At 73.5% G+C, this 25,399-nt stretch carries 22 protein-coding genes; 18 read left to right on the top strand and 4 right to left on the bottom strand.

The window, feature by feature from the left end:
* Positions 1-4 precede the first annotated feature (4 nt).
* The 10 genes from AC5L35_RS03440 (at position 5) to AC5L35_RS03395 (ending at position 8,489) form a co-directional block, all read left to right on the top strand.
* The gene (locus AC5L35_RS03440) at positions 5-289 is read left to right on the top strand and encodes a hypothetical protein (protein ID WP_495058012.1); all 285 of its coding nucleotides are present in this window, start codon (positions 5-7) and stop codon (positions 287-289) included.
* Between the two features lie 464 nt (positions 290-753).
* On the top strand, positions 754-3,117 hold the full coding sequence (mbhE, locus tag AC5L35_RS03435; RefSeq protein ID WP_495058011.1) for a hydrogen gas-evolving membrane-bound hydrogenase subunit E: 2,364 nt from the start codon (positions 754-756) through the stop codon (positions 3,115-3,117).
* Between the two features lie 58 nt (positions 3,118-3,175).
* Positions 3,176-3,745 carry an MnhB domain-containing protein gene (locus tag AC5L35_RS03430; RefSeq protein ID WP_495058010.1) on the top strand — a complete coding sequence of 190 codons (570 nt, stop codon included), beginning with the start codon at positions 3,176-3,178 and terminating at the stop codon, positions 3,743-3,745.
* Entirely contained in the window at positions 3,745-4,212 is a 468-nt protein-coding gene (locus AC5L35_RS03425) for a Na(+)/H(+) antiporter subunit C (RefSeq protein WP_495058087.1), read from the top strand. Before AC5L35_RS03430 ends, AC5L35_RS03425 begins: the two co-directional genes overlap by 1 nt.
* The gene (locus AC5L35_RS03420; protein ID WP_495058009.1) at positions 4,209-5,741 is read left to right on the top strand and encodes a Na+/H+ antiporter subunit D; all 1,533 of its coding nucleotides are present in this window, start codon (positions 4,209-4,211) and stop codon (positions 5,739-5,741) included. The genes AC5L35_RS03425 and AC5L35_RS03420 overlap by 4 nt, the downstream gene beginning before the upstream one ends.
* Entirely contained in the window at positions 5,738-6,331 is a 594-nt protein-coding gene (locus tag AC5L35_RS03415) for a Na+/H+ antiporter subunit E (RefSeq protein ID WP_495058008.1), read from the top strand. The genes AC5L35_RS03420 and AC5L35_RS03415 overlap by 4 nt, the downstream gene beginning before the upstream one ends.
* Positions 6,328-6,594, top strand: a complete 267-nt coding sequence (locus AC5L35_RS03410) for a monovalent cation/H+ antiporter complex subunit F (RefSeq protein WP_495058007.1) — start codon at positions 6,328-6,330, stop codon at positions 6,592-6,594. Before AC5L35_RS03415 ends, AC5L35_RS03410 begins: the two co-directional genes overlap by 4 nt.
* A complete protein-coding gene (gene mnhG, locus AC5L35_RS03405) occupies positions 6,591-6,941 on the top strand; it encodes a monovalent cation/H(+) antiporter subunit G (RefSeq protein ID WP_495058006.1) in 351 nt (116 codons plus the stop codon). Before AC5L35_RS03410 ends, mnhG begins: the two co-directional genes overlap by 4 nt.
* Positions 6,942-7,293: 352 nt before the next feature.
* On the top strand, positions 7,294-7,812 hold the full coding sequence (locus AC5L35_RS03400; RefSeq protein WP_495058005.1) for a gamma carbonic anhydrase family protein: 519 nt from the start codon (positions 7,294-7,296) through the stop codon (positions 7,810-7,812).
* Entirely contained in the window at positions 7,809-8,489 is a 681-nt protein-coding gene (locus AC5L35_RS03395) for a uracil-DNA glycosylase (protein ID WP_495058086.1), read from the top strand. The genes AC5L35_RS03400 and AC5L35_RS03395 overlap by 4 nt, the downstream gene beginning before the upstream one ends.
* A 15-nt stretch (positions 8,490-8,504) precedes the next feature.
* Here AC5L35_RS03395 and AC5L35_RS03390 read toward each other — a convergent pair whose 3' ends face one another.
* Both AC5L35_RS03390 and rpmB read right to left on the bottom strand, forming a co-directional pair.
* Positions 8,505-9,713 carry a cytochrome P450 family protein gene (locus AC5L35_RS03390; RefSeq protein WP_495058004.1) on the bottom strand — a complete coding sequence of 403 codons (1,209 nt, stop codon included), beginning with the start codon at positions 9,711-9,713 and terminating at the stop codon, positions 8,505-8,507.
* A 191-nt stretch (positions 9,714-9,904) separates the two neighbouring features.
* Entirely contained in the window at positions 9,905-10,096 is a 192-nt protein-coding gene (rpmB, locus tag AC5L35_RS03385) for a 50S ribosomal protein L28 (protein ID WP_169398083.1), read from the bottom strand.
* Between the two features lie 117 nt (positions 10,097-10,213).
* On the opposite strand from rpmB, the gene AC5L35_RS03380 reads away from it, so the two are divergent.
* Together AC5L35_RS03380 and recG are read left to right on the top strand one after the other, a co-directional pair.
* A complete protein-coding gene (locus tag AC5L35_RS03380) occupies positions 10,214-11,905 on the top strand; it encodes a DAK2 domain-containing protein (RefSeq protein ID WP_495058003.1) in 1,692 nt (563 codons plus the stop codon).
* A gap of 11 nt (positions 11,906-11,916) precedes the next feature.
* Positions 11,917-14,100 carry an ATP-dependent DNA helicase RecG gene (gene recG / locus AC5L35_RS03375; protein WP_495058085.1) on the top strand — a complete coding sequence of 728 codons (2,184 nt, stop codon included), beginning with the start codon at positions 11,917-11,919 and terminating at the stop codon, positions 14,098-14,100.
* 38 nt (positions 14,101-14,138) lie between these two features.
* Here recG and AC5L35_RS03370 read toward each other — a convergent pair whose 3' ends face one another.
* Positions 14,139-15,011, bottom strand: coding sequence for a hypothetical protein (locus AC5L35_RS03370; RefSeq protein ID WP_495058002.1), 873 nt, complete (start codon positions 15,009-15,011; stop codon positions 14,139-14,141).
* Positions 15,012-15,198: 187 nt separating this feature from the next.
* Here AC5L35_RS03370 and AC5L35_RS03365 point away from each other — a divergent pair, with 187 nt between their 5' ends.
* From AC5L35_RS03365 to AC5L35_RS03340, 6 genes are all read left to right on the top strand, one after another.
* Positions 15,199-18,576 carry a pyruvate carboxylase gene (locus AC5L35_RS03365; RefSeq protein ID WP_495058001.1) on the top strand — a complete coding sequence of 1,126 codons (3,378 nt, stop codon included), beginning with the start codon at positions 15,199-15,201 and terminating at the stop codon, positions 18,574-18,576.
* Positions 18,577-18,634: 58 nt separating this feature from the next.
* Positions 18,635-19,186 carry a 16S rRNA (guanine(966)-N(2))-methyltransferase RsmD gene (rsmD, locus tag AC5L35_RS03360; protein ID WP_495058000.1) on the top strand — a complete coding sequence of 184 codons (552 nt, stop codon included), beginning with the start codon at positions 18,635-18,637 and terminating at the stop codon, positions 19,184-19,186.
* 25 nt (positions 19,187-19,211) lie between these two features.
* The gene (gene coaD / locus AC5L35_RS03355) at positions 19,212-19,694 is read left to right on the top strand and encodes a pantetheine-phosphate adenylyltransferase (protein WP_495057999.1); all 483 of its coding nucleotides are present in this window, start codon (positions 19,212-19,214) and stop codon (positions 19,692-19,694) included.
* Positions 19,695-19,768: 74 nt separating this feature from the next.
* Positions 19,769-20,515 (top strand): DivIVA domain-containing protein, encoded by a 747-nt coding sequence (locus AC5L35_RS03350; protein WP_495057998.1) that lies wholly within the window; start codon positions 19,769-19,771, stop codon positions 20,513-20,515.
* A gap of 192 nt (positions 20,516-20,707) precedes the next feature.
* Complete coding sequence (locus AC5L35_RS03345) at positions 20,708-21,676, top strand: MinD/ParA family ATP-binding protein (RefSeq protein WP_495057997.1); 969 nt, start codon at positions 20,708-20,710, stop codon at positions 21,674-21,676.
* A gap of 98 nt (positions 21,677-21,774) precedes the next feature.
* The gene (locus tag AC5L35_RS03340) at positions 21,775-22,899 is read left to right on the top strand and encodes a MinD/ParA family ATP-binding protein (RefSeq protein ID WP_495057996.1); all 1,125 of its coding nucleotides are present in this window, start codon (positions 21,775-21,777) and stop codon (positions 22,897-22,899) included.
* Between the two features lie 91 nt (positions 22,900-22,990).
* Here AC5L35_RS03340 and AC5L35_RS03335 read toward each other — a convergent pair whose 3' ends face one another.
* On the bottom strand, positions 22,991-25,369 hold the full coding sequence (locus AC5L35_RS03335; protein ID WP_495057995.1) for a hypothetical protein: 2,379 nt from the start codon (positions 25,367-25,369) through the stop codon (positions 22,991-22,993).
* Positions 25,370-25,399: the final 30 nt, after the last annotated feature.

Raw genomic sequence — 25,399 nt, 5'->3', positions numbered from 1 at the left:
ATCCGTGACCGAACCGAAGGAGACCGCCGTCGACCAGGGCGCGACCGTGGCCCCGCCCAGCGCCGCGTCGCAGCTGTTCGACCTGCGCACGATCGTCGCCGTGCTGCTCGGTATCTACGGCATCATCCTGGCGGTGATGGGCCTGTTCTTCGAGAGCGAGGCCGAGCTGCAGAAAGCGGGCGGCATCGACATCAACCTGTGGTCCGGGATAGTCATGATCGTCGTCGCCGCGCTGTTCGTGCTGTGGGCGCGGCTGCGACCACTGGTGCCGCCGAGCGAGAGCCGCTGAGGAGCGGCCCCGCCCGGCAGGTCGACGCTCAGTCGCGCCCCGGGGTGGGGTAGCGCGGGTTGAACGCGAACAAGGTCCAGTCGTCGAGGCGACGCAGAGCCTGCCGAAGCCCGGCACTGATACGCCTGGTGGTGCTGGTCATGCTGTCCTCCTCGAGTTGTCTTCCGACTCCGCTTCGCTGCGGGCGGCAGGCGCGCTGTGGGCCTGCATCCTGTACATCGCCTCGATGTTCTGGATCGTTCCAGATCGAGACGTGAGACCCCTCACGCCACCTGTGGATCCGGGACGGAGGGGACGGAACGGAAGGCCCGGTAAGGTCGTCCCCGCGCTCGGCCGCCCGGATCTCCGGTGCCCGGCCCCCGCGGGCCGCTCGGGGCCGGGCGATGATCGCGCTGTTCCGGGGTAGCTCCCCGTGAGGAGGCCCGGCTGTCGTCGCCGCTCTCCGGGATCGGGAGGAGTCGCCGTTGCTCGCGCTCGTCGTCGCACACCTCGTGGTGGCGGCCCTGCTCCCGCTGGTGTCGGCCCGCAACAGGCGCGCGGCGTTCGCGGTGGCGGCCGTCCTGCCTGCCGCCACGTTGCTGTGGGCGCTCGCCAACGCGGGCCCCGCGCTCGCGGGCGGCGTCACCGCCACCACGGCATGGGCGCCCACGCTCGGTCTGGCGCTGAGCTTCCGGCTCGATGCGCTGGCACTGGCGATGATCGTGCTGGTGTCGGGGCTCGGCGCCGTGATCCTCGTGTACTGCGTCGGCTACTTCGGGAGCGACTCCACGGAGGCGCCGCGCAGCGCCGCCCTGCTGCTGGCCTTCGCCGGGGCGATGCTGGGGCTGGTCCTGGCCGACGACCTGCTCACGCTCTACGTGTTCTGGGAGCTGACCTCGATCGCGTCGTTCCTCCTGGTCGGGCAGGGCGGCGAGCAGGGTGAGGAGCGGCGGGCCGCGGTGCAGGCCCTGCTGGTCACCGTGTTCGGCGGCCTGGCGATGTTGCTCGGGTTCGTGCTCATCGGCGGAGCGGCCGGCACCTACCGGATCTCGGAGATCGTGGCCGCCGGGCAGGCGGGCAGCCTGCACGGCGGTGCCGTCACCGCAGCGCTGCTGCTGATCCTGCTCGGGGCGTTCACGAAGTCGGCCCAGCTGCCGTTCCACCCGTGGCTGCCCGCCGCGATGGTCGCCCCGACACCCGTGAGCGCCTACCTGCACGCGGCGTCCATGGTGAAGGCCGGGGTCTACCTGGTGGGGCGCCTCGCGCCCGGCTTCTCCGACCAGGCCGTCTGGTGGGTGCCGGTGGTCGTCATCGGGCTCGGCACGATGCTCGTGGGCGGCTGGCGGGCGCTGTCGGCCACCGACCTGAAACGGCTGCTCGCCTTCGGCACGGTCAGCCAACTCGGGTTCCTGACGGTGCTGCTCGGGAGCGGCGGACCGCTGGGGGAGATCTCCGCGCTCGCCGGTATCGCGCTGCTGCTCGCGCACGGGCTGTTCAAGGCACCGCTGTTCATGGTCGTCGGCACCATCGACCACGCGACCGGCACCCGTGACCTGCGCAAGCTCTCCGGCCTGCGTACCGCTCTGCCGGGCACGGCCGTCGCAGCGGCCCTGGCCGTGGCGTCGATGGCCGGGATCCCGCCACTGCTGGGGTTCGTCGGCAAGGAGGCCGCGTTCGAGGGCTTCCTCGACGAGGGCGGCCTGCGCGGGTGGATCGTCGCGCTCGGGCTGCTGCTCGGGTCGGTGCTCACCGCGGCGTACAGCGCCCGGTTCCTGTGGGGGGCGTTCGCCCGCAAGCCCGGGGTCGAGCCGCGGACGGTGCACCGCCCGGGCGCGCTGCTGACCGTGCCCGTCTGGATCTGCTCCATCGCCGGCCTGGCCCTCGGTATCGCCTACCCGGTGGTCGACGCGCTCGGCGCCGGTTACGCCGCCGAGTACCCCGACGAGTCCGACTACCACCTCGCGCTCTGGCACGGCCTCGGCCTGCCGCTGCTGTTCACCGCGGTGGCGATCGCCGGCGGCCTGCTCCTGCACGCGCGGCGGGCTCGGGTGGTCGCCCTGTCCTCCCGCAGCCCGCTCGACGCGCAGCGCGGCTACGAGCTCACCATCGCGGCCATCGCGCGCCTCGCGCTGGCCGTGACCGGACGCCTGCAGGTCGGCTCCCTCCCCGCCTACCTGGCCACGATCCTCGTGGCGTTCGTGCTGCTGCCCGGCGCGGCCACGGTCCTGGGGGGCGCATGGCCCACCGGCCAGACGATCTACCACTCGCTCACGCAGGTTCCGCTCGCGATCGTCGTGGTGATCGCGGCGCTGGCCGCGGTGCGGGCCCGGCGTCGCCTGACCGCCGTGCTCCTGGTCGGCGTGATCGGGTACGGAGTGGGTGGGCTGTTCATCATCGACGGGGCGCCGGACCTCGCGCTCGCGCAGTTCCTCGTCGAGACGCTGTCGCTCGTGGCGTTCGTGTTCGTGCTGCGCAGGCTGCCGGCCGACTTCACCGAGGAACCGTCACCCCGCAGGGTGCGGCTGCCCAAGGCGGTGCTCGGGGCGGTGGGCGGGGCCGCCGTCGCGGTGTTCGCGATCGTGATGTCGGGAGCCCGCACCGCGCCGTCGGCGACCACCGCGGAGTTCGTCCGGCTCGCGCCGGCCGAGGCGGGGGCGACCAACGTGGTCAGCGCCATCATCGTCGACTTCCGGGCGCTCGACACCGTCGGGGAGATCGGCGTTCTGGCCGTCGCGGCGGTCGGGGTGGCGAGCCTCGTGCTCGCCACCCGCTACGACCGGCGGGGGCGCCGCGGGCCGGTCGAGAGCGGGCAGAACAGCCCGCAGCACGAGGAGGACCTCCTCGGGTGACGGACACCAGGCGATGGCACCCGACGGGCGCACCGGCGGGCGAGACGGAGGGCAGGCGATGACGGACGGGCCGGGAACGACGAGCAGGCTGAACGACGGCCGCGACCCGGTGCCCTTCGAGGAGTGGGACCGGCCGCGGGGGGAGTGGCTGCTGTCGGGTGACTGCCGGCGCCCCGGTGAGCGGAGCCTGCTGCTGGAGATGACCACGCGGGCGGTCTTCCCGACCGTGCTCGTCTTCTCCCTCTACCTGCTGCTGGTGGGGCACTACGGGCCGGGCGGTGGGTTCTCCGCAGGCCTCGTGGCCGGGCTCGCGTTCGTCCTGCGCTACATCGCGGGTGGGAACGCCGACTTCGGGGCCGTGGTCCATCCCCGCGCACCGGTCCTCATCGGAAGCGGGTTGGCGGTGGCGCTGGTCACCGGTCTGGTGCCCGCGGCGTTCGGGGCGCCGGTGCTCTCCACCGCGAAGCTCGCCGCGGACCTGCCGCTGCTCGGCCCGGTGGAGCTGCAGACCAGCCTGTTCCTCGACGTCGGCGTGTACCTGCTGATCATCGGCGTGGTGCTGGACCTGCTGCGTGCACTCGGCGACGGCATCGAACGCGACATGGACGACGCCGGGGAGGCGTCGTGATCACCATCAACGTGGTCATGGCGCTGACCGTCGGCGTCCTCTACGGGGTCGGGTTCACCCTGCTGCTGTCGCGGTCGCTGATGCGCGTGCTGATCGGGGTGGTCGTGCTGGGCCACGGCACCAACCTGCTGCTACAGCTCGCGGGAGGGCCCCCTGGCCGGCCGCCGATCATCGGCACCGCGCCGCCGGAGTCGTTCGCCGACCCGCTGCCGCAGGCGCTCGCCCTCACCGCCATCGTGATCACCTTCGCGCTCACCACCTTCCTCCTCGCGCTCGGCTACCGCGCCTTCGTGCTGGTCGGGCACGACGAGGTGCAGGACGACGTGGAGGACCGGCGGATCGCGCGCCAGAAGGCGCCGTCCGCCCCGCTCGAGTCGGGCGACGGCTCCGAGGATCCGGAGCAGGATCTCGAACGCGCGGACGACGAGGTCGAGGCGGAAGCCGGCCGGGGCCGGGACGGCTCGTGACCACGGTCCTGACGCTGCCGGTGCTGCTTCCGATGCTCGGGGCCGCCGTCACGGTGATCGGCAGCCGGTCGGCGGCACTGCAGCGCGTGGTCGGTGTCGTCGTCCTCACGGCCGTCGCGGTGCTCGCCGCGGTGCTCCTCGTCGCGGCCGACGAGCACGGCCCGGTCGTGGCCGAGCTGGGCGGCTGGGCCCCCCCGGTCGGGATCGCGCTGGTGGCCGACCGGCTCTCGGCCCTGCTGCTGCTGGTCTCGACGCTCGTGACCCTCGCCGTGCTGGTGTACGCGATCGACCAGCGGATCGCCGACTACGGCCGCGGCACCGCGAGCACGACGTTCCACCCGATGTACCTGATGCTCTGCGCCGGGGTCTCGCTCGCCTACCTCACCGGGGATCTGTTCACGCTGTTCGTGGCGTTCGAGCTGATGCTCACCGCGTCCTACGTGCTGATCACCCGGCGGACCGGCGCGTCGCGGATCCCGGCGGGCATGACGTACGTGACGGTCAGCCTGCTGTCGTCGCTGCTGTTCCTCACCGCGATCGCCCTGGTGTACGCGGCCACGGGCACGGTGAACCTGGCCGACCTCGCGGAGCGGATCGGGGCGCTGCCGGGCGGCGTGCAGTCGGTGCTCGGCCTGATGCTGCTGGTCGTCTTCGGGATCAAGGCGGCGATCGTGCCGCTGCACTTCTGGCTCCCCGACAGCTATCCCAACGCTCCGGGCCCGGTGGCCGCGCTGTTCGCAGGCCTGCTCACGAAGGTGAGCTTCTACGCGCTGCTGCGCACCGAGACGTTGCTGTTCAGCCGGGACCAGCCGTGGACGCTGCTGCTCGTGCTGGCGGTGGCCACGATGCTCGTCGGCGCGCTGGGCGCGCTGGTCCAGAACGACCTCAACCGGCTGCTGTCGTTCCTGCTCGTCAGCCACATCGGGTTCATGCTGTTCGGGCTGGCGGTGTTCGACGCGGCCTCACTGTCGGGGGCGGCCCTGTACGCCGCCCACCACATCACGGTGCTCGCCACGCTGTTCCTGGTGAGCGGCCTGATCACGCGCCGCACCGGCACCGTGGCGCTGGACGAGATGGGTGGGCTGGCCCGCAGCTCTCCCGGGCTCGCCGTCCTCTTCGCGATACCGGCGATGACGCTGGCCGGCATCCCCCCGACCGCGGGGTTCGTCGCGAAGCTCGCTCTCCTGCAGGCCGGGGCGGCCGCCGGCCTGGGTCCCCAGGTGGTGGCGGGCGTGGTGATCCTCGCCAGCCTCCTGACGCTCTACGCGCTGGTCCGGGTGTGGGTGCGGGTGTTCTGGGGAGAGCCCCGGCCACCGCGCCCCGACGAGGACCCCACCGACGAGGTCCTCGTGGGCACGGCACGGACGTCGATGCCGATGTACACGGCGACCGCGGGCCTGGTGGCGGTCAGCGTCGCGATCGCGGTGTTCGCGGGCCCGCTCACGGTGCTGACCGGGCGGGCGGGGGCGGACCTGATCGACCGGACGCCTTACGTCGACGCGGTGCTGGGCGCACAGGAGGGCCGATGACCGGGATGGGGAGCGACGGCCGGCGCACCGGGAGGCGCGGGGTGCACGCCGTGCGGGCCCGGCTGCCGTCGGTGGTGTGGCTGACGCTGGTGTGGGTGCTGCTCTGGGGCACGTTCACCCCGCTGAGTGTCGTCGGCGGGGTGGTGGTGGCGGTGCTCGTCACGGCCCTGTTCCGGATGCCGCCGCTGCCTGACCGGCTGCCCGTGCGGCCGCTGCCCCTGCTCGGGCTCGGCGCGTTCCTCCTCTACGACCTGGTGGTCTCGGGCGTGGAGGTGAGCTGGCAGATCCTGCGGCACGGCCGGCGCGCGCAGGGCACGATCGTGGCCGTGCCGCTGCTCTCCGGGTCGGACCGGGTCGTCACGGTCATGGCCAACGCGCTGTCGCTGTCGCCGGGCGCGATGGTGCTGCAGATCGATCACGCGCGCGAGATCTGGTACATCTACGCCCTCGGCCCCCGCGACCGGGACGGCGCCGAACGCGCCCGGCTCCGCGCCATGGACATGCAGCGGCGGGTGCTCGCGGCGCTCGGCCGTCCGGAGGAGCTGGCAGAGGCGCACCGGCGGATCGCAGAGGCGGGAGCACCGCGATGAACACCGTGTTCGTGGTCGTCCTGGGCATGCTCGGGCTCGCAGGCGCCCTCACCCTCGTGCGGCTGCTGCTGGGGCCGGACACCCTCGACCGCATCGCCGCCCTCGACGCCTTCGTCGTGCTGCTCGTCGCCACCACCGCGGTGTACGTGGCCTTCTACGAGGACGGCTCCAACATTCCGCTGCTCGCCGCGGTCGCGCTGCTCGGGTTCGTCGGCTCGGCTGCCGCGATGCGGCTGGCCGAGCGCAGGGAGCGGCACCGGTGACCCCCGCACCCGACACCGCGCTCGACGTCGTCTCCGCGGTGCTGCTGCTCCTCGGGGCGCTGTCGTGCCTGCTCGGCGCGATCGGCATGGTCCGGCTCCCGGACGTGCTCGCACGGCTGCAGGCGGCCACCAAGCCTCAGACGCTGGGCCTGCTGCTGGTGCTCGCGGGTACGGCGCTCCGCGTGGAGCTGGAGAGCGCCGTCACCCTCGCGCTCGTCGCGCTGTTCCAGGTGATCACCGCCCCGGTGATCTCGCAGCTCGCCGGCCGGTCCGCCTACCGCAGCGGCAGCGTCCGGCGCGACCTGCTGGTGGTGGACGAGCTGGCGAAGGAGCTCCCCCCGGACTGATCGCCCGAGCCGCACACCATCGCCCCGCCGGGGGCGCAGAGGTGTGGCTCGGGAGAGCCCTGCCGCGAGACGTACGGGATCGCCCTGCTGGGGGCGGGGAGGTGCGGCTCGGGGTGCTCTCGTCGGACTGATCGCTGCGAGCCGCACGGGATCGCCCCGCCGGGGGCCAGCCGAGAGGTGCGGCTCGTGGGAGCGTGCCGCGAGATGTACGGGATCGCCCTGGTGGGGGCCGAGGGGTGCGGCTCGGGGGAGTTCTCCCGGAATGATCGCCGTGAGATGTACGCGATGGCCCCGCGGGGGGCGGGCAGGTGCGGCTCGCGGAGGTCAGCGGCCGCTGTTTACGCTCGCCCGCGTGCCCCTCTACGCGCTCGGCGACGTCGAACCCGCCATCCATCCGGACGCCTACGTCCATCCCGACGCCGTGGTGATCGGCAACGTGACGATCGGTGCGGAGGCGTCGGTCTGGCCGTCCGCGGTGCTCCGCGGGGATGACGGCCGCATCGAGATCGGGCCGCGCACCAGCGTGCAGGACGGGTCGATCATCCACTGCACCCCGCACGAGCCGACGATCATCGGGGCCGAGGTGACCGTCGGGCACAACGTCCACATCGAGGGCGCGACCATCGGGGACCGCGCGCTCATCTCGTCGGGGTCGGTGGTGCTCAACGGGGCCACGATCGGGGCGGGAGCGGTGGTCGGGGCGGGCGCGGTGGTCTCGCCGAACGCGGAGGTCCCGCCGCGCCGGATGGCGCTGGGCGTCCCGGCGCGCGTGCGTGAGGGCCACGAGGTGCCCGACGGCTACTTCGACCATGCCGTGCAGAGCTACGTCCAGCGCGGCAAGCGGTTCCGCGCCGAGCTGCGGAGGATCTGATGGCCAAGCCGCTCGAGGAGGTCGTGGAGGCCGGTTGGGCACGGGCGCTGGCCCCGGTCGCGCCGGTCGTGGCCGACATGGGGGAGTTCCTGCGTGCCGAGCTGGCCGCGGGGCGCCGTTACCTGCCGGCGGGGCCGAACGTGCTGCGCGCGTTCACCCAGCCGTTCGACGGTGTCCGGGTGCTGATCGTGGGCCAGGACCCGTACCCGACGCCGGGACACGCGATCGGGCTGTCGTTCTCCGTGGCGCCGCAGACCCGCCCCGTTCCGCGGTCGCTGGCCAACATCTTCCGCGAGTACAGCGACGACCTCGGGTACCCCACCCCGTCCACCGGCGACCTCACGCCGTGGGCCGACCAGGGCGTGCTGCTGCTCAACAGGGTGCTCACGGTGGAGCCGGGCAACCCGGGCTCGCACCGGGACAAGGGCTGGGAGAAGGTCACCGAGCAGGCGATCCGCGCCCTCGTCGACCGCGACGGCGAACCGCTCGTCGCGATCCTGTGGGGCCGGGACGCGCGCAACCTCGTGCCGCTGCTCGTGGACGTGCCGTGCGTCGAGTCGGCCCACCCCAGCCCGATGTCGGCGGACCGTGGGTTCTTCGGGTCGCGCCCGTTCAGCCGGGCGAACGCCCTGCTCGAGGAGCTGGGCGGGGAGCCGGTGGACTGGAAGCTGCCCTGACCCGGACGATCGCGGTCAGGAGGCCGGCACCGGCCGGGTGGTGACCTGGAGCTCGGTGAGGCCGTTGATCAGCACGGCGTCGCCGACGGGCAGGTCGTCAGCGGGGGCGGCCGGCCGCAGGTCGGGGAAGCGCCTGATCAGGGAGCCCAGTGCGATGCGGGCCTCGAGCCGGGCGAGCGGCGCTCCCAGGCAGTGGTGGATGCCGTGCCCGAACGCCAGGTGCGGTGTGGGCGTGCGGGTGATGTCGAGGACGTCGGCGCCCGGCAGGTGGGACGTGTCGCGGTTGGCGGCCAGCAGCCCGGTGAGCACGACGTCGCCCGCGGCGATCGTGACGCCACCGAACTCGAACGTCTCGGTGGCCACGCGCTGCGTGGCGATCTGCAACGGACCGTCGAACCGCAGCAGTTCCTCGACGGCCCCGGGGATCCGGTCGGGCGCGGACCGCAGCAGCTCCAGCTGCTCGGGGTGGGTGAGCAGGGCGTACGTGGCGTTGGTGATGAAGTTGACGGTGGTCTCGTGGCCCGCGACCAGGAGCAGGATCACCAGGGATGTGAGCTCGTCCTCGGAGAGCTGGTCGCTGCCGTCACGGACGGCGATCACGGCCGAGAGCAGGTCGTCGGCGGGTTGTGCGCGTTTGGTCGCGATCAGCTCGCGCACGTAGCCGACCAGTGCGGCGGCCGCTTCGGAGAAGACCTCGAAGCCGACGACGGCCGGGTCGATGATCTGTGCCGACCAGGTTCGGAAGTCGGCCCGGCGCTCCTCCGGGATGCCGAGCAGGTCGCAGATCACCGTCATCGGCAACGGGTAGGCGAACGTGGTGACGAGATCGGCCGACTCGACGTCGACGAGCCCGTCCAGCAGTTCGTCGACCACGTCCTGGATGCGCGGGGCGAGCAGGTCGATGCGGCGCATCGTGAACGCCCCCGACACCAGCTTCCGGAGCCGGGTGTGGTCGGGCGGGTCGCTGCTCAGCATCTCCGTGCGGGTGGCGGAGAGCAGCGCCGGATCGAGCCGGTTGCCGAAGATGTTGGCGCTCCCGCCGCCCTTGATCAGGCGGGTGTCGGTCAGGCTGGCGCGCGCTTCGTCGTAGCCGGTGATCAGCCAGGTGGACCGCGAACGGCTCCGGTGCATGAGGTGCACGGGACCACGGTCGTTCAGCACGGTGTATGCGCTGTGGCGCTTCCCGTGGGTGGCCGACCGGAACGGGTCGGGGGCGAGTGTCATCACGATCTCCTGGAGCGCATGGACGTCGGGAGACCTGATCTCGGAACCCCCGAGCCAGATACTGGCACGATCATGAAGCGGGGTAGCTCACACCGCGAGCCCGGTCACCACGCGGTTCCGGAACGGCAGAACGCCGCCGTCCGCTGGTGCGGACGGCGGCGTTCTGCGAAAAGCTGGTTGTGGTCGGCCGCTCAGGCGCGAGCGACCTTGCCCGCCTTCAGGCAGGACGTGCACACGTTGAGGCGCTGGCGGTTGCCACCACCCAGGCGTGCACGGACGGTCTGGATGTTCGGGTTCCAGCGGCGGTGGGTGCGGCGGTGCGAGTGCGAGACGGACATGCCGAAGCCCGGACCCTTGCCGCAGACGTCGCAGACGGCAGCCACGTCGGACACTCCTCGGGTAGACGATGGGGGGAAGCCGGGTTCACCCCGGTCGCGATGAGCCAGAGTACCCGCGCCACCGGACGGGGTGCACACCACCCGGTCGCTACCCTGTTCCGGGTGCCCCCGATCCTCGATTCCGCCCTGCTCACCGGATGGACGCGGGCCGCCACGCAGGCGCTCGAACGGCACCGCGCCGAGATCGATCGCATCAACGTCTTCCCGGTTGCCGACGGCGACACCGGCACGAACCTGCTGCTGACCATGCGCGCCGCCACGGAGGCCGCCACGGAGGCGGTGCGCCGGGCGCTGCGGGACAACGCGGAGGCGCCGGCTCGCGGAGTGGCCGCCGTGGCCGGGGCACTCGCGCGGGGCGCGCTCGTGGGGGCGAGGGGCAACTCCGGGGTGATCCTGTCCCAGGTGCTGCGCGGTGTGGCCGACGCGGTGGCGGCGGTCGTGGGTCCCACGCCGGCCGGTGCGGTGCTGGCCGATGCACTCGGCCGGGCGCACCGGCTCGCCACGGCGGCCGTCACGCGGCCACGGGAGGGCACGGTGCTGTCGGTGCTGGGGGCGGCGGCGCGCGCGGCGGCGGCCGCGGGCTCCGACCGGCTCGACCACGTGGCGTGCGCCGCGGCCGAGGCGGCGGCGGGCGCGGTGCAGGCCACCACGGGGCAGCTGCCCGAGCTGGCCAGGGCAGGCGTCGTCGACGCGGGTGGGCTCGGTCTCTACCTGGTGCTCGACGCGCTGGCCGGGCTGGTGAGCGGGCGCACCGGCACGGTCCGGCTCCCGTCGACGGGCGCACCCGGCCGGCAGCCCGCCCGCGGGCGGGACGTCCTCGTGGCGGAGCGGGAGGGCGGGTCGCCCCGCTACGACTACGAGGTGATGTACCTGCTCGAGAGCCCCGTCGACGACCGGGTGGACGAGCAAGTGGACGCGCTGCGAGCCGAGCTCGAGGCGCTGGGGGACTGCGTCTCCGTCGTCGGAGACGGGGACGGCCTGTGGAACGTCCACGTGCACTGCGCCGACGTGGGAGCTGCCATCGAGGCGGGGATCGCCGCGGGCAGGCCGCACCGGATCACGGTGATCCGGTTCGCCGACCAGGTCCGGGACGCCACCGAGGCCGGGGCCGGCGAGTCCGATCGGTTCGTCCGCGACCGTGCCGTGCTGATGGTCGTCGGTGGCGCGGAGCTCGCGGAGCTGGCCCGGACCGCGGGGGCCGCCGTGCTGGAACGGCCGCACGACCGTGAGGTGGAGGCGTGCGACCTGGTGGCCGCGCTGGCCGGCACGCGGGCCCGGCACGTCGTGCTGCTCCCCGGGGACGGGGAGCTCACCGCCGTGGCCGAGCAGGCCGCCGCGCTGGCCCGGCGCGACGGGCAGGAGGTGCTGGTGGTGCCCACGGCGTCGGTGCTGCAGGGGCTCGCGGCGCTGGCCGTGCACGACCCCGAGCGGCGCGCGGGCGACGACGTCGTCGCGATGGCCGAGGCCGCGGCGGGCACGCGCACCGGCGGCCTGGTGGTGGCCGAGTCCGAGGCGCTCACCTGGGTGGGGCCGTGCGAGCCCGGCGACGTGCTCGGCATCAGCGACGGCGAGGTCGTGGTGATCGCCCCGGATCTTGCTGTCGGTGGGTTGTGGTTGGCTCACCGCATGCTCACCGCTGGTGGCGAGCTCGTCACCGTCCTGCTGGGGGAGGGCGCCGACGACGCCCTCGCCGACGGGCTCGCGGCCGACCTGCGCCGCTCCCACCCCGAGGTCGACGTCGTCGTGCACCGCGGCGGGCAGACGGGCTTCGCGATCGTGCTGGGGGTGGAGTGAGCGACGTCGACATGCTGAGCCCGCTCCTGCCGCTGGTCGGCAAGCGGGCGGCCGAGCTGCTCTCCGCCCAGCTCGAGATCCACACCGTGGGCGACCTGGTGCGCCACTACCCGCGCCGCTACGTCGACCGGGGCAAGCTCACCGACATCGCCGGGCTGGAGATCGGGGAGCACGCCACCCTGGTCGCGCAGGTGGAGAAGACCACGCTGCGCGACATGCGGGCCCGCCGGGGCAAGCTGCTCAGCGTCGTCATCCGCGACGAGAAGGGCGCCACGCTCGACTGCACGTTCTTCAACGGCCACAAGGTGCAGCACGTCATCCACCCCGGGGTGCGTGCGGTGTTCTCGGGCAAGGTCGGGGTGTTCAACAAGAAGCTGCAGCTCACCCACCCGCAGTTCGAGCCGCTCGACGAGGCCGACGAGATCCGCCCGTTCCTGTCGGTCTACCCGGCCACCGGCAAGATCAACTCGCAGGAGATCGCCCGCTGCGTGCGCCAGGTGCTCGACCTGCTCGACGACCCCACCGACCCGCTGCCCGCGTCGCTCCGCCAGCGCGAGGGCCTGGCCGAGCTGGGCCGGGCCCTGCGGCGCATCCACGTGCCCGAGTCCGAGGCCGACTTCCACGCCGCCCGCAACCGCCTGGTCTGGGACGAGGCGATGGGCGTCCAGCTGGCGCTGGCCCTGCGCAGGCAGGCCACCGTCTCGCGGCCTGCCGCCGCGTGCCCGCCGAAGACCGGTGGCCTGCTCGACGCCTTCGACGCCGCGCTGCCCTTCACGCTCACCGCGGGCCAGCACGCCGTCGGCGCGGAGATCGCCGCCGACCTGGCGCGCGAGCACCCGATGAACCGCCTCGTCCAGGGCGATGTCGGGGCGGGCAAGACGGTGATCGCACTGCGCGCGATGCTGCAGGTCGTCGACGGTGGCAGGCAGGCGGCGCTGCTGGCGCCCACCGAGGTGCTCGCCGCCCAGCACGCCCGGTCGTTGCGCACCCTGCTGGGCCCGCTCGGGCGCTCCGGCGAGCTCGGCGGGGCCGACCAGGCCACCGCCGTCACGCTGCTCACCGGGTCGCTGGGCACGAAGGCCCGCCGTCAGGCGTTGCTCGACGCGCAGTCCGGAGCGGCCGGGATCGTCGTCGGCACCCACGCGCTGATCCAGGACCACGTCGGGTTCGCCGACCTCGGCCTGGTCGTGGTCGACGAGCAGCACCGCTTCGGCGTCGAGCAGCGCGACGCACTGCGCGGGCGCGGCGAGCTCGCGCCCCACATGCTGGTGATGACGGCCACGCCCATCCCCCGCACCGTCGCGATGACGGTGTACGGCGACCTGGAGGTCTCCGCGCTGCGCGAGCTGCCCGGCGGCCGCTCGCCCATCGCCACCACCGTGGTCCCGCTGGCGGAGAAGCCCACGTGGCTGCAGCGGGTCTGGCGGCGGGTCCACGAGGAGGTCGCGGCGGGCCACCAGGTCTACATCGTGTGCCCGCGGGTCGGGGGCGACAACGGGAAGGGCGATCCGGACGCCGACCTCGTGGATCTCGACGATCCCGACGAGGGCGCCGACTCCGACGACGGCGCCGCCCGCCGCCCCCCGCTCGCGGTGCTGGAGGTGGCGCCCCGGCTGGAGGAGGGTGCGCTCCACGGGCTGCGGATCGGGATCCTGCACGGGAAGCTCCCGCCCGACGAGAAGGACGCCGTGATGCGGGCCTTCGAGCGCGGTGAGCTCGACGTCCTGGTCGCCACCACCGTCATCGAGGTCGGCGTCGACGTCCCCAACGCCACCGGCATGGTCATCCTCGACGCCGACCGCTTCGGTCTCTCCCAGCTCCACCAGCTCCGTGGGCGGGTGGGCCGGGGTTCCGCGGCCGGCGTGTGCCTCCTCGTCACCGAGGCGCCGGAGGCGAGCACGGCGCGGGAGCGGCTCGACGCGATCGCCGGCACCACCGACGGCTTCGAGCTGGCCCGGCTCGACCTCGAACTGCGCCGGGAGGGCGACGTGCTCGGCGCCTTGCAGTCCGGCCGCCGGTCCGGGCTGCGGCTGCTGTCGCTCCTGCGCCACGAGGAGATCATCGCCAAGGCGCGGGTCTACGCGGCCGGCATCGTGGCCGAGGACCCTGGGCTGCGTGGCCGTCCCGGTCTCGCCGCACTCGTGGGCGAGACCGTGGGCGACGAGGAGCGCGCGGCCTACCTCGACAAGGTCTGACGCCGGCTCCGCGGCCGGGACACGGCCTGACGCAGGCGTCAGGCGGGGAGGGCACCCCGGGCGGCGGCGTCGAGTGCGGCGCCTGCCGACACCGGCAGGTGGATCACCCCGGCGCGGTCGAGCTTGCCGAGCTCCGCGCGGGCGCGGGCGTAGGCGGCGAGGCGCTCGGGGTCGCTGTCGGAGTCGCGGGCGGTGGTGAGCAGCTTGATCACGCGCTCGACCGTGCCGCGTTCGGTGGCCGACAGCCCGGAGAGACGGATCCGCTGCGCGGCCTCGCGGGCGGCCTGCCATGCGCGCTCGGCCCGGTCGACGGCGGCGACGAACGCCGCGGCGTGCTGCGGCGGCGGGCACCCGTCGGTGTCGAGGGCCTGCGCCTCGGCGAACGCGTCGACGAACCGCGCGGTGCTGGGCACGGTCACGTCGGCGAGAGCGGGGAGCCGCAGCACCTCCATGGGATCGCACTCGAACGCGGCGTAGCGGGACCGCAGGGCGTGGAACCGCGCGCGGGCCTGCCCCCAGACCACGTCGGGCCGCGGTGCCGCGGGCCGGGGCGCCGGAGGCACGGGCTGCGGGGCCGGGACCGCGCTGTGGCGCCGGAGTGCCGCGTGGCGCCTGTTGCGGTGCACGGCGACGAACGCGAGCGTGCCCGCCACCAGCATCGGGGCCGAACCGGCCACGATCGCCAAGCCGAGCAGGACGAGGCTGATGATCGCCATCGTCATCACCAGCGCGCCGGCTCCGCCCGCCACCACGGGTACGGCGATCAGGAACAGCCACGGCGACCGCGAGTGGGGCCCGCCTCTGCCGTGGCCCCGCGGGTGCCGCCGGCGCCCGCGCCGCATCTCGGCCGCATCCCGCATGCGGCGCCCCTCCGCGAACGCGGCGGACTGCCCCGGCCGGACTCGTGGCATCACGTCGCACCCTTCGTCGTCACGAAGCCGGCCGGTGAACGAGGCCGGGACGGCGGCCCACCCGGCCCCATGGGCCGAACGTGTCGCACCTCTCCATTCGTACCGAAGCGCGGTGTGCTTCGCAGGGTCCGATCAGGTGCCCGCAGGTACCGTTCGCCTTCCACGCTGATCAGCAGGGAGGGTTGCCGTGTTCCGCAAGGTGCTCGTCGCGAACCGGGGAGAGATCGCCATCAGGGCGTTCCGGGCGGCCTACGAGCTCGGCGTCTCGACCGTCGCGATCTTCCCGTACGAGGATCGCAACTCGCTTCATCGCGCGAAGGCCGATGAGTCGTACCAGATCGGGGAGCCGGGCCATCCGGTGCGTGCCTACCTGTCGGTGGACGAGGTGATCGCCGCCGCCCGACGAGCGGGTGCCGACGCGATCTACCCCGGCTACGGCTTCCTGTCGGAGAACCCCGACCTCGCCGAGGCGTGCGAGCAGGCAGGCATCACGTTCGTCGGGCCGCCGCCGCGGGTGCTGCATCTGACGGGCAACAAGGCCCGCGCCATCGCCGCGGCCCGCGAGGCGGGTGTGGCGGTGCTCGACTCGTCCGAGCCGTCCGACGACGTCGACACGCTGCTCGCCGCGGCCGACGACGTCGGGTTCCCGATCTTCGTCAAGGCGGTGGCGGGTGGTGGCGGCCGCGGGATGCGGCGGGTGGCCGAGCCCGGCGACCTGCGCGAGTCCATCGAGGCCGCGATGCGGGAGGCCGAGTCGGCGTTCGGGGACGCCACGGTGTTCCTCGAGCAGGCGGTGGTGAACCCGCGCCACATCGAGGTGCAGATCCTCGCCGACGCCGCGGGCGAGGTAGTGCACCTCTACGAGCGCGACTGCTCGGTGCAGCGCCGCCACCAGAAGGTCATCGAGATCGCGCCCGCTCCCAACCTCGACCCGGATCTGCGCGACCGCATCTGTGCCGACGCCGTGGCGTTCGCCCGGCACATCGGCTACGTCAACGCGGGCACCGTCGAGTTCCTGCTCGACGAGCGGGGCCACTACGTCTTCATCGAGATGAACCCGCGCATCCAGGTGGAGCACACGGTCACCGAGGAGGTCACCGACCGCGACCTGGTGATCGCGCAGCTACGGATCGCCTCGGGGGAGACGCTCGCGGACCTGCAGATGGCGCAGGAGGACATCGTCCTGCGCGGGGCGGCGCTGCAGTGCCGGATCACCACGGAGGACCCGTCCAACGGCTTCCGCCCGGACACGGGGGTGATCGGCGCCTACCGCTCACCGGGCGGTGCCGGGGTGCGCCTGGACGGCGGCACCACGCACGTGGGCGCCGAGGTCAGCGCCCACTTCGACTCGATGCTCGTGAAGCTCACCTGCCGCGGCCGCACGTTCCGCACCGCGGTGCGCCGGGCGAAGCGGGCCGTCGCGGAGTTCCGCATCCGGGGCGTCTCCACGAACATCCCGTTCCTCGCGGCGGTGCTCAACGACCCGGACTTCCAGGCGGGGCGGGTCACCACGAGCTTCATCGAGGAGCGCCCCGAGCTGCTCACGGCCCGCCAGCCGGCCGACCGCGGCACCCGGCTGCTCACCTACCTCGCCGAGACCACGGTCAACCGGCCCAACGGGCCGCGGCCCAAGGGCGTCGAGCCGGTGGAGAAGCTGCCGGCCTGCGACCTGGACGCGCCTGCCCCCGACGGGTCGCGGCAGCAACTGCTGGAGCTGGGCCCGGAAGGGTTCGCGGCGCGGCTGCGCGCGCAGCAGGCCGTGGCCGTCACCGACACGACCTTCCGCGACGCCCACCAGTCGCTGCTGGCCACCCGCGTCCGCAGTCGCGACCTGCTGGCCGTCGCCCCGTACGTGGCCCGGACGGTGCCGGAGCTGTTCAGCGTGGAGTGCTGGGGCGGGGCGACCTACGACGTGGCGCTGCGGTTCCTCGCCGAGGACCCGTGGGAGCGGCTGGCGTCGCTCCGGGCGGCGGTGCCCAACATCTGCACGCAGATGCTGCTGCGCGGGCGCAACACCGTGGGCTACACGCCGTACCCGGTCGAGGTGACCGACGCGTTCGTCGAGGAGGCGGCGCGCACCGGTATGGACATCTTCCGGATCTTCGACGCGCTCAACGACGTCGAGCAGATGCGTCCGGCGATCGAGGCCGTCCGCGCCACCGGCACGGCGGTGGCCGAGGTGGCGCTCTGCTACACGGCCGACCTCTCCGACCCCGGCGAGAAGCTGTACACGCTGGACTACTACCTGCGCCTGGCCGAGCAGGCGGTCGAGGCGGGCGCGCACGTGCTCTCGATCAAGGACATGGCCGGGCTGCTGCGCCCGCCCGCCGCGCGGACCCTGGTGACGGCGCTGCGGAGCCGGTTCGACCTGCCCGTCCACCTGCACACCCACGACACCGCAGGCGGCCAGCTCGCCACGCTGGTGGCGGCGATCGAGGCCGGGGTGGACGCCGTGGACGCGGCGGTGGCGAGCATGGCAGGCACGACGAGCCAGCCCTCGCTCTCGGCGCTCGTGGCCGCCACCGACCACACCGACCGCGCCACCGGGCTCTCGCTCACCGCGGTGAGCGACCTCGAGCCGTACTGGGAGGCGGTGCGCAAGGTCTACGCCCCGTTCGAGGCGGCGCTCCCGTCGCCCACCGGGCGCGTCTACAACCACGAGATCCCCGGCGGGCAGCTGTCGAACCTGCGCCAGCAGGCGATCGCGCTGGGGCTCGGCGACCGGTTCGAGCTGATCGAGGACTGCTATGCCGCGGCCGACCGGATGCTCGGGCGGCTGGTCAAGGTGACGCCGTCGTCCAAGGTGGTGGGGGACCTCGCGCTGCACCTCGTCGGAGCCGGGGTGACGCCGAAGGACTTCGAGGCCGAGCCGGGGGAGTTCGACGTGCCCGACTCGGTCATCGGGTTCCTGCGCGGGGAGCTGGGCGACCCGCCCGGTGGCTGGCCGGAGCCTTTCCGCACCCGGGCGCTGGAGGGGCGCAGCGCGGAGAAGAACCAGCCGGAGCTGACGATCCAGGACCGGCGCGGGCTGCGCGACGAGCGCCGGACCACACTCAACCGGCTGCTGTTCCCGGGGCCCGCCGAGGAGTACCTGGCCCACCAGGAGGCCTACGGCGCCACCTCCGTGCTCTCCACGAAGGACTTCCTCTACGGCCTCGAACCGGAGGTCGAGCACACCGCCGAGCTGGAGCCAGGGGTGACGCTGCTGATCGAGCTGGAGGCGATCTCCGAGGCCGACGAACGCGGCTTCCGCACGGTGCTGGCCACCCTGAACGGCCAGCTGCGGCCGGTCTCGGTGCGCGACCACTCGGTGGACAGCGCCGTGAAGGCGGCGGAGAAGGCCGACCGGTCCAACCCCCAGCACGTCGCCGCGCCGTTCTCCGGTGTCGTGACGCTGTCGGTGGGCGAGGGTGACTCCGTCGAGGCCGGCCGGACGGTGGCGACGATCGAGGCCATGAAGATGGAGGCGTCGATCACCAGCCACAAGGCGGGCCGGGTCGCCCGCCTCGCCATCGGTCCGGTCCAGCAGGTGGAGGGCGGCGACCTGCTGCTGGAGCTGGCATAGCCCGATCCCCGGGGGCCCGCGCCCCGGCCGCCCGCTCCGCGGGTGCCACACTCGCGCGGTGACGCGGATCATCGCGGGCACCGCGGGCGGGCGTCGGCTCACGGTGCCGCCCAAGGGCACCCGCCCGACGTCCGACCGGGTGCGGGAGGCGCTGTTCAGCGCCCTGGAGAACGACCCGGGGCTCGACGGCGCCGCCGTGCTCGACCTGTGCGCCGGGTCGGGCGCACTCGGGCTGGAGGCGCTATCGCGCGGCGCGGAGCACGCGCTGTTCGTGGAGTCGGACAAGCGGGCGGCCGCGGTGCTGCGGCGCAACGTCGACGCGGTCGGGCTGCCGGGCGCGGTCGTGCGCGCGGCGCCCGCAGGCACGGTGCTGGCAGGGGCCGCCGACCGCGCCTACGACGTCGTGCTCGTCGACCCGCCCTACGACGTGCCCGACGCAGAGGTGGCGGGCTGGCTGCGGGCGGCGGCCGCGCACGGGTGGCTGGCCGAGGACGTCACGGTCGTGGTGGAGCGGTCGGCGCGCGGCGGCTCCTTCCCCTGGCCGGAGCCGCTGCAGGGCGTACGTGAGCGCCATTACGGAGATACGGCGCTACACGTCGCACTCCGGTAGCGTCCGCGCCTGTGAGGCTTCCGGGATGAGGCGCGCCGTGTGCCCCGGCTCGTTCGACCCCCCGACCAACGGCCACCTGGACGTCATCGGCCGGACGTCGGCGCTGTTCGACGAGATCGTCGTGGCGGTGCTGGTCAACAAGAACAAGAAGAGCCTGTTCACCGTCGACGAGCGGATGGCGATGCTGCGCGACATCGTCGCGCCGTACCCGAACGTCCGGGTCGACTCGTTCCACGGTCTCCTGGTGGAGTACTGCCGGGACAACGACATCCGGGCCATCGTCAAGGGCCTGCGCGTGGTCACCGACTTCGAGTACGAGCTGCAGATGGCGCAGATGAACCAGCGGCTCTCCGGTGTGGACACGCTGTTCATGTCCACCAGCCCCGACTACAGCTTCGTGTCCAGCTCCTTGGTGAAAGAGGTGGCCACGTACGGGGGCGACGTCGCCCACCTGCTGCCGGAGTCGGTACACCGGCACCTCCTGGAGCGCATCGCCGAGCGTTCCTGATCACCCGTTCGGAACTTGACACGCGGGCGGTCGCAATACCCGGCGTGACGGCCTCACGGTGAGAGGATGCCCGGGTGTACCGGGTCTTCGAATCGCTCGACGCGCTGGTCACGCTCGTCGAGGAGGCTCGGGGTGTCCCGATGACCTCCAACTGTGTCGTCCCCCGTGGCGATGTGCTCGAGCTTCTCGACGATGTCCGGGAGGCGTTGCCCGGCGAGCTGGACGACGCCCAGGACGTCCTGGACCGCCGCGACGAGCTGGTGGACGACGCTGCGCAGGAGGCCGAGCAGACGCGGTCGGGTGCCCAGGCCGACGCCGAGGAGATGGTCGCCGAGGCACGTGCGGAGGCCGAGCGCGCGGTCGCGGAGGCGCGCGCCGAGGCGGAGCAGATCCTCGCGAAGGCGCGGCACGAGGCCGAGCGGGCCGTCACCGAGGGCCGCCGCCAGTACACCGAGCTGACCGACCGGGCCCAGGCCGAGGCCGACCGGCTGGCCCATGCCGGGCGCGCCGCCCACGACCGCTACGTCGCGGACGGGCAGGCCGAGCAGGCCCGGCTGGTGTCGCAGACCGAGGTGGTGCGCGCCGCGAACACCGAGGCGGCCCGGATCGTCGACGCCGCTGACATCGAGGTGGACCAGCTGCGCCGGGAGTGCGACGGCTACGTCGACGCGAAGCTGTCCGAGTTCGAGGACGCCCTGACGAAGGCGCTGCGCACGGTGTCCCGCGGCCGGACCCAGCTGTGGCGGGGAAGCTCCCCGAACGGTTCTCCCGACGTGGCCCCCAACGGCCGTTCAGGCACCGGGATGGACCTCATCGACTAGGACGGCTCCGGCTCCCCCGTTTGGAGCACAGCTCGATCACTATCGGGTGGTCAGCAGTCGTCATCGCGTTACCCTCTGCCGGTGGCGAGCCGCCGGGCCGAACCGGACCCTTCTCTCTGGTGGGAGCGGTACGGCCACAGGCTCGAACCGCACTCGGGCGCCACGACGACGGGCCTTCGGCCAGGGGGTGCAGTGAGTTCGACGGGAGATGCTTCCTCGATCGCTCCGCGGGAAGAGGAGGGCGGCCCCGCATCGGCGTCGGAGCTGAGCTCCGAGTCGATCCTGCGGGCCAGGCCCGACGAGCCCACCTCGGGCTGGCGCCGCGCCGTGCTCCGGGCCACCGGCGGCCTGCTGAACCCCGGTCCGAGCCCGGCCGACGTGCAGTGGCGTGATCAGCTGCACCGCATCCGCCACCCGCTCCTGAAGTCCCACAAGGTCGCGGTGACCTCGATCAAGGGTGGGGTCGGCAAGACCACGGTGGCGACGCTGCTGGGCCTCGTGATGGCCGAGAACCGCGGGGACCGCGTGATCGTGCTCGACGCGAACCCCGATGCCGGCACGCTGGCCGACCGCCTCACCGGCGAGTCGTCGGTGACCGTGCGCGAGTTGCTGCGCGACATCGACCGCATCCACTCCTGGACCGAGGTGTCGCGCTACACGAGCCTCGCCGGCCGGCTGCAGGTGCTGGCCTCCGAGCAGGACCCCGCGTCCAGCGATGCGTTCAACCGCAAGGAGTACGAGCAGATCTGCCGCCTGCTCGACCGCTTCTTCAACATCATCATCACCGACTCGGGCACCGGGCTGGTGCACTCCGCGATGGAGGGCACGCTCGAGCTCGCCGACAGCCTGGTGATCGTCGGGGCGCCCACGGTGGACGGCGCGGGCCGCGCCAGCAAGACCCTCGACTGGCTGCATGCGCACGGGCACTCGGCACTCGCGTCCGATGCGGTGGTGGTGCTGTCCTGCGACCGGGTCAGCGCCGAGGTCGACCGCAACCGCATCCGCGAGCACTTCACCTCCCGCTGCCGTGCGGTCATCGAGATGCCGCACGACCCGCATCTCGCCACGGGCGGCCGGGTGGAGCTCTCCCGGCTGCGGCCCGCCACGCGTGACGCGGCGTACCGGCTCGCCGCGCTGATGGCCGACCGCTTCGTGACCTGAGCGCCGCGTCCGAGCGACGCACCCGGCTCCGTCCCGACGGCAGAGCCGATCATCGACAGCAGCAGGGGAGAGGTGGCCGTGAGCGGCCGAGGACGGGCATGACGCAGCCGAACGAGATGGCGCCGGTGGACACGCGCGCCGACGCCTCACCCGACGACCCGGAGCCGGCCACCGCGCAGGGCACCGGCGGCGCTCCCGCCGAGCCGCACCGGCCCGCGGGCGCCGTGGCGGCTGCCGGGCCGGGGTCCAGCGGCTCCCGGCCCGAGGCCGCCAGCGCCGCGGAGCTCACCGAGGACTCGATCGTCCGCTTCCGCAGCGATCGGCCCCAGCGGGGCTGGCGTGGCGCTCTCTACAAGATGACCGGCGGACTGGTGAACCCCGGTGTCGGTGCGGCCGAGCGGGTCCGGCAGGACCAGCTGCGACGGATCCGGCGGCCGCTGCCCGGCGCCCACCAGATCGCGGTCAGCTCGCTCAAGGGCGGCGTAGGCAAGACCACGGTGTCGGCGTGCCTGGGGCTCGTACTGGCCGAGAACCGCGGCGACCGGGTGATCGCGCTCGACGCGAACCCCGACGCCGGCACGCTGGCCGACCGGCTCACCACCGAGACCTCGGTGACCGTGCGGAACCTGCTCGACAACATCGCCGCCACCCACTCGCTCACCGACGTGGCGCGCTACACGAGCCTCGCAGGCCGGCTGCAGGTGCTCGCCTCCGAGCAGGATCCCGCGATGAGCGAGGCGTTCAACAGGGCGGAGTACGAGCAGGTCTGCGAGGTGCTGACCCGGTTCTACAACGTCGTGATCACCGACTCGGGCACCGGCCTCGTGCACTCCGCGATGGAGGGCACGCTGGCGCTGGCCGACAGTCTGGTGATCGTCGGTGCCCCCACGGTCGACGGCGCGAGCCGGGCCAGCAAGACGCTCGACTGGCTGGTCGCGCACGGCCACGAGGCGCAGGTGGCCGACGCCGTCGTGGTGCTCAGCTGCGACCGGATGAGCAAGGAGGTCGACCTGGCGCGGGTGCGGGGGCACTTCGACGCGCGGTGCCGCGCCGTGGTGGAGATCCCGCACGACCCGCATCTCGCCACCGGTGGGCGGATCGAGCTCCCCCTGTTGCGGCGGACCACCCACGATGCCTTCCTCGGCCTCGCGGCGTTGCTCGCCGACGGCTTCGGACCTCGGGCCTCCACCGTGCAGGCGGTACCGGAGCAGGTGCCGGGCTGAGCTGAGCGGACCACGAGCGGGCGCGGCCTGCTCGTGCACGACGCCGGGCCGCCCCGCGGTGTGCGGGGCGGCCCGGCGTCCGCCAGGTGGCTCAGCCCTTGCCGGACGACCTGCCACCGGCGGAGGCGCCGGACTTCGACGAGCCGCTCTTCCCGCTGTCGGCCTTACCGGCACCGCCGGTGCTCCGGGTGGCGGTGTTGCCGCTGCTCCCCGGGCCGGTCCTGGCCTTCTTGGTCTGCGGGGTCTTCTTCTGAGCCGGCTTGCTCTGCGCCTTGTGGTGGCCTGCGGTGTTCTGCGAATTCGTGCCCCGGTCCGACTTCCCCTGGTCCGACTTCCCCCGGGCCGACTTCCCCTCGACCGGCTTCCCCTGGCCTGCCTGCTGCTGCCCTGCCTTGTTCTGGGATGTACGGCCCAGGGGGGTCTTGTTCTGCGTCGTCTTCCCCGGGGTCGTCTTCCCCGGGGCCGTCTTCTCCGGGGCCGTCTTCCCCGGGGCGGTCCTGCCCTGGGGCGCCTTGTTCTGCGCTGCCTTGTTCTGCGCTGCCTTGTTCTGGGTGGTCCGGCCCGGTGCGGTGGCGTTCGGGGCCGTCCTGCCGGTACCCCGGGCGGTGCCGGCCTTGCGGCTGTCCTGCGACCCGGTCCGGCTGGTGCCGGCGGTCCGGTCCGGCTTCCCGGCCGTGGCCCCGGCACCCGGTCGGGTGCTGCCCCGGCCGGTGGTCGCGCCGGCGTCCGGTGTCCGGTCACGGGCGTTCAGGACGGGGTCCAGGAGCCGCGCCCCCGCACCCACGGCCTGCGCCGCGGTGTCCCTGACGCGCTCCGCCTTGCCCCGGGGCAAGGCGGCCACCCCTGCCGTCCGCCCGGTGCGTGCCTGGGACCGATCGTCGTGAGCGGCCGGCGAGGGGGACCTGTCGGCGCGCGCGGAGCGGGACCCGGCATCACCGGATCGGTTGCGTTCGGCCTCGCCCGCGGAGGACCGGTTGCCGGAGTCGCTCCCCGACGAGCCGGAGCCCTGGCGCTCCGCGGACCCACCCAGCGCCGAGCCGGTGATGGTGCTGACCAGCCTGCTGACCGGCCGGCTGCGCTCCGCCGATCGCTCCGAGCGGTCCTCGGAGCTCGACTGCCGCCCGGTGACGGTCTGCTGTGCCGTGTCGACGACGTGCCCCGCGGTGCGGAGGACGGCACCGCTCGTGCGGACCACGTCGGTGGTGCCCCGGCCGGTGACGCCCCTGCTGGTCACGGCATTGTTCGTCACGCCGCTGTTGCTGCGCCCGAGCATCGCGAGGTCGGTGGCGGCGCGGCCGGCGGCGCCCGGGCGGGACGGGTCGGGTGGCGCGGTCGAGCTGACGGTCTGGCGTTCCTCGCGGGTGTTCTCCCGGCGGGGGACGACCGCCTGAGCCTGCTCGGGTGCCTTCGCCCGCGGCTGCGGGTCGGGCCGGCGCTCGATCAGCGCGATGACCTGCTGCGCGATCGCCGTGGTGCGGTCGCTCTCGTCGGGCAGTGGGGCGGTGACCGCCTCGTCCACGCCGCTGCGGAGAGTGGCGAGCTCCTGCACGTTGTAGTCCCGCTGCTGCCGGTGCATCTCGCGCTGAGCGGCCAGGGTGCGGAGAACCTCGGCCTGGTCCGGTGAGGTGGGTGCCTGGGGGGCGGTGCGCAGGGCCCGTTCCACGGCGTCGAGCTGTTCCTGCGCTGAGGCGAGGTCGGTGGTGACCTCCGACAGCGTGCGGAACGCGCTGATCTGCGACTGCAGCGTGACGCGCTGCTGTTCGAGGAGCGCCTTGCGCTCCTGGAGAGCTCGCAGCGCGGCCGGTTGGCCCGCGCGGGCCGCTTCGGGGACCCGGGCCCAGCTCGCCTCGGTGAGCGCGACGGTGTCGAGCTGCTTGGTGATCGAGGCGAGCACGACCTCGGCACGGGCTGCCCACTGGCCCGCGTCGACGGCCGGTGGCGGAGTGGCTGGTGGCTGCGCCTGCGGCACGACCGGGATCGGGGTGCTCGTGACGATGTATCCGCCGCCTCCGGCGATGAGGCTCGCGACCGCGATGCCGGCCACCGCCCGCCGGCGCATCAGCGAGGCAGCGCCCTTGCGTTCCCCTGCGCTCCGCGCGGCGCGGCGGTTCTCCCCGGGTGGCCGCTCGGGACGGGGCGGTGGCGGGGGTGTCTGGGTGACCAGCCACGCGGCGGCGGCGCTCCACGGACGCGCCGGGCCCTGGCGCGGAGCGAGCGGCTCCGGTTCCGGTTCCGCCGCGGGCGGTGCAGGTGTCTGCTCCGGTGCGGGGGCTGCGAATGCCACCGGAACCGGCTGCTCGGCCGGCGCGTCGGTGTCGGTTTCGGTGTGGGCGGCGGCCAGGTGGCGCTGCTTACGTGCGGCCGCCCGGTGGGCCGGTGTGCAGTACCGACGGGGCGGCCCGCCGTCCGTAGGCTGTTCGATCGAGGCGTTGCACCCCGGAAGCGCACACGTGGTCGGCTCGTCGGTCATGTCGTCCCCCCTGGCGAGGTCACGCTCGCG

Source organism: Pseudonocardia sp. OZ21 (assembly GCF_059359135.1).
Note: the sequence above shows the minus strand (reverse complement) of the source record. Positions and strands in the feature narration are given on the sequence as shown.

Excerpts from the sequence above, each read along its gene's own strand:
- AC5L35_RS03430 (WP_495058010.1), top strand. The coding sequence starts at position 3,176 with ATGACGGACGGGCCGGGAACGACGAGCAGGCTGAACGACGGCCGCGAC.
- AC5L35_RS03415 (WP_495058008.1), top strand. The coding sequence starts at position 5,738 with ATGACCGGGATGGGGAGCGACGGCCGGCGCACCGGGAGGCGCGGGGTG.
- AC5L35_RS03410 (WP_495058007.1), top strand. The coding sequence starts at position 6,328 with ATGAACACCGTGTTCGTGGTCGTCCTGGGCATGCTCGGGCTCGCAGGC.
- AC5L35_RS03390 (WP_495058004.1), bottom strand. The coding sequence starts at position 9,713 with ATGACACTCGCCCCCGACCCGTTCCGGTCGGCCACCCACGGGAAGCGC.
- recG (WP_495058085.1), top strand. The coding sequence starts at position 11,917 with ATGCTGAGCCCGCTCCTGCCGCTGGTCGGCAAGCGGGCGGCCGAGCTG.
- AC5L35_RS03370 (WP_495058002.1), bottom strand. The coding sequence starts at position 15,011 with ATGCCACGAGTCCGGCCGGGGCAGTCCGCCGCGTTCGCGGAGGGGCGC.
- coaD (WP_495057999.1), top strand. The coding sequence starts at position 19,212 with ATGAGGCGCGCCGTGTGCCCCGGCTCGTTCGACCCCCCGACCAACGGC.
- AC5L35_RS03340 (WP_495057996.1), top strand. The coding sequence starts at position 21,775 with ATGACGCAGCCGAACGAGATGGCGCCGGTGGACACGCGCGCCGACGCC.
- AC5L35_RS03335 (WP_495057995.1), bottom strand. The coding sequence starts at position 25,369 with ATGACCGACGAGCCGACCACGTGTGCGCTTCCGGGGTGCAACGCCTCG.